General features: G+C 74.2%; 3 protein-coding genes. 1 reads left to right on the top strand and 2 read right to left on the bottom strand.

From position 1 onward, the window contains the following. Positions 1 to 34 precede the first annotated feature (34 nt). Positions 35 to 1,663, bottom strand: coding sequence for a malate synthase A (gene aceB / locus SSBG_RS03835; RefSeq protein WP_008744910.1), 1,629 nt, complete (start codon positions 1,661 to 1,663; stop codon positions 35 to 37). 160 nt (positions 1,664 to 1,823) lie between these two features. Next, a complete protein-coding gene (locus SSBG_RS03830) occupies positions 1,824 to 2,486 on the bottom strand; it encodes a nucleotidyltransferase family protein (RefSeq protein ID WP_037868882.1) in 663 nt (220 codons plus the stop codon). A gap of 207 nt (positions 2,487 to 2,693) precedes the next feature. Here SSBG_RS03830 and SSBG_RS03825 point away from each other — a divergent pair, with 207 nt between their 5' ends. Next, on the top strand, positions 2,694 to 3,056 hold the full coding sequence (locus SSBG_RS03825; protein ID WP_008744908.1) for a DUF5955 family protein: 363 nt from the start codon (positions 2,694 to 2,696) through the stop codon (positions 3,054 to 3,056). The last annotated feature ends 2 nt before the right edge of the window (positions 3,057 to 3,058 follow it).

Genomic DNA, 3,058 nt, shown 5'->3' with positions numbered 1-3,058 from the left:
GTACAAAACCGGCGGCGGCCGTCGCGCGCCGGGCTCAGCCGCGCAGCCGCGCGTAGGCGGGGACCGTCAGGAAGTCCGCGTACGTGTCGGCGAGCGCGACCTCAAGCAGCAGCTCGTACGCCTCGTCCCAGCGGCCGGCCGCGTACGCCTCCTCGCCCAGTTCGGCGCGCAGCGCGGCCAGGTCCTCGTCGGCCACGCGCCGCACCAGTTCGCGCGTGACGAGGACGGGCGCGCCCTCGTGCGCGACCTCGACGCCCGCGTTGATCCACTGCCACAGCTGCGAGCGGGAGATCTCGGCGGTCGCCGCGTCCTCCATCAGGTTGAAGATCGCGACCGCGCCCGAGCCGCGCAGCCACGCCTCGATGTAACGGATGCCGACCCGCACCGCGTTGACCACGCCGTCGTAGGTCGGCCGCGCGTCGAGCGAGCTGATCGCGATGAGGTCCCCGGCGGCGACCTTCACGTCCTCGCGCAGCCGTTCCTTCTGGTTCGGGCGCGCGCCGAGCACCGCGTCGAAGGACTCCAGCGCGACGGGGACGAGGTCGGGGTGCGCGACCCAGGAGCCGTCGAAACCGTCCGCCGCCTCCCGGTCCTTGTCGGCGCGGACCTTCGCGAAGGCGGTCTTGTTGACCTCCGGGTCCTTGCGCGAGGGGATGAAGGCCGCCATCCCGCCGATCGCGTGCGCGCCGCGCTTGTGGCAGGTGCGCACGAGGAGTTCGGTGTACGCGCGCATGAACGGGGCTGTCATCGTGACGGCGTTGCGGTCCGGGAGGACGAACGCGGGCCCGGCGTCACGGAAGTTCTTCACGATCGAGAAGAGGTAGTCCCAGCGGCCCGCGTTGAGCCCGGCGGCGTGCTCGCGCAACTCGTAGAGGATCTCCTCCATTTCGTAGGCGGCCGTGATCGTCTCGATGAGGACGGTGGCGCGGACGGTGCCGTGCGGGATGCCCAGCTTCTCCTGCGCGAGCGTGAACACGTCGTTCCACAGCCGTGCTTCGAGGTGGGACTCCGTCTTCGGCAGGTAGAAGAAGGGGCCGCGCCCGCGCGCGACGAGCCGTTCGGCGTTGTGGAAGAAGAAGAGCCCGAAGTCCACGAGACCGCCGGGGACCGGCTCGCCGTCCACCTCCAGGTGGCGTTCGTCCAGGTGCCAGCCGCGCGGGCGGACCACGACGGTCGCCAGCTCCTCGTCGGGGCGCAGCGCGTAGCTCTTGCCGGTGCGCGCGTCGGTGAAGTCGATCCTCCGCTCGAAGGCGTCGATCAGGTTGGCCTGCCCGCCGACGACGTTCTCCCAGGTGGGCGCGGAGGCGTCCTCGAAGTCGGCGAGCCACACCTTGGCACCGGAGTTGAGCGCGTTGACCGTCATCTTGCGGTCGGTCGGGCCGGTGATCTCGACGCGGCGGTCCTGGAGCGCCTCGGGCGCGGGCGCGACGCGCCAGGAGTCGTCCTCGCGGACCGCGCGCGTGCCGGGCAGGAAGTCGAGTGAGGCGGTCCGGGCGATCTCCGCGCGGCGCTCGGCGCGGTGCGCGAGCAGCCCGGCGCGGCGGGGCGCGAAGGCGCGGTGCAGCTCGGCGAGGAAGGCGAGCGCGGCCGGGGTGAGGATCTCCTCCTGCCGGCTCGCGTGCGGGGCGTCGGGGACGACGACGGCGGGAGCGGGTGCGGACATGAGGGGCACTCCTTCGGCTCGTACGGCTTCGGTCGTCCGGCACGCAGTGTGGCACTGCGTGCCAGGCCGGATTCGGCGGCAAGGGGCGTGGAGGGTGTTCTGGGCGGAGGTTTCCGTGATCCCTGCTTGCTAGTGGATACTAGTTTCCTCGATGCGGAAGTCAATGGCTGGGGTCCTCCCGTTCGCTGTCCCTCGGTGCCACCTCCCTCGCGGGATGTCCCGGCAGGCGCTCCAGGTCCTCGGGGGTGTCGATGTCGTACGGGTCGCACAAATCCCCGCACTCCACGAATCGCACGGCGCGCTCCCGCAGGTAGGCGCGCGCCCCCTGATCGCCCGTCGCCGCCTCGCCGGCCCCGGCCCAGTGCGCCGCGCCGAGCAGTACCGGGTGTCCGCGTTCCCCGCCGTACGCCGCCGACGCGAGCGTCGCCGGGCCCTCGTACGCGCCCAGCACCCGCGCCACCGCCTCCGGCGTGATGCCCGGCTGGTCCACCAGCAGGACGAGCGCCGCTCGGGCGCCCGTCCCGGCGAGCGAGGCGAGCCCGGCCCGCAGCGAGGAGCCCATGCCCGTCTCCCACGCGGGATTGCGCACCCATGCCTGCGGCGCCGCCCCGGCGCGTTCGCCGGCGGCGCGCGCCCGCTCCGCCCCGGCCCCCGTCACGACGTGCACGCGCCCGCAGCCGCCCGCCCGCGCGAGCGCGACCGCCCGCGCGACCAGCGGCGAACCCCCGTACTCCAGAAGCGCCTTGGGCCTGCCGCCGAGCCGCCGCCCGCCCCCGGCCGCGAGCACGATCCCCGCCGCCGGCTTCCCCGTGTCCCTCGTCACCGCTGCCTCCCTCCGGCCGGCCGGTACCGGCGCACGTGTGCGGCGACCCTACGGGCGGGGCGGGCCCGGGCGCCGCCGGGCGCGTATCGGCTGGCATGTCGGCGCCCGGTGGCGAATACTGAGCACTGTTCGCGCTGCCGTGCGCCTGACCAGCCGTGGTTCGCGAGCGAATCGGGGTAGACGCACGGGACGTGCGAAGGGGGAGGAGTGCCGCTTGCGACCGGTACGGACAGGACGGGTGTGCCCGTCGTCATCACGGGGGAGCCGGTGGACGACCGGCGCCCGGGCGAGGACCAGGAGGACCCGCGCATCGCGGAGTTGCGCGAAGCGGCCGCGGAACTGCGCCTCGCGCTCGCCGTGTTGCCGGCGGACCTGACCGACAGGGACCTCGCAGAAGCGGAACTCGCCGCCTTCACCGGCCTCCTGTCCGGCCCCGCCCCGAGTCCCGCCGCGCTCAGCGGGCCGCTCCTGCGCCTCGCCGCGACGACGGGCTCCGTGAGCGCCCTCGCCCCCGCCCTCGCCCGGCTCCGCGCGGCGGTCGAGCTCTTCGGGGGGCCGGGCGGACGCTGACC

This window comes from Streptomyces sp. SPB074, assembly GCF_000154905.1.
Classification (GTDB): domain Bacteria; phylum Actinomycetota; class Actinomycetes; order Streptomycetales; family Streptomycetaceae; genus Streptomyces.
This window is presented reverse-complemented; position numbering and strand designations above follow the sequence as displayed.

Excerpts from the sequence above, each read along its gene's own strand:
- aceB (WP_008744910.1), bottom strand. The coding sequence starts at position 1,663 with ATGTCCGCACCCGCTCCCGCCGTCGTCGTCCCCGACGCCCCGCACGCG.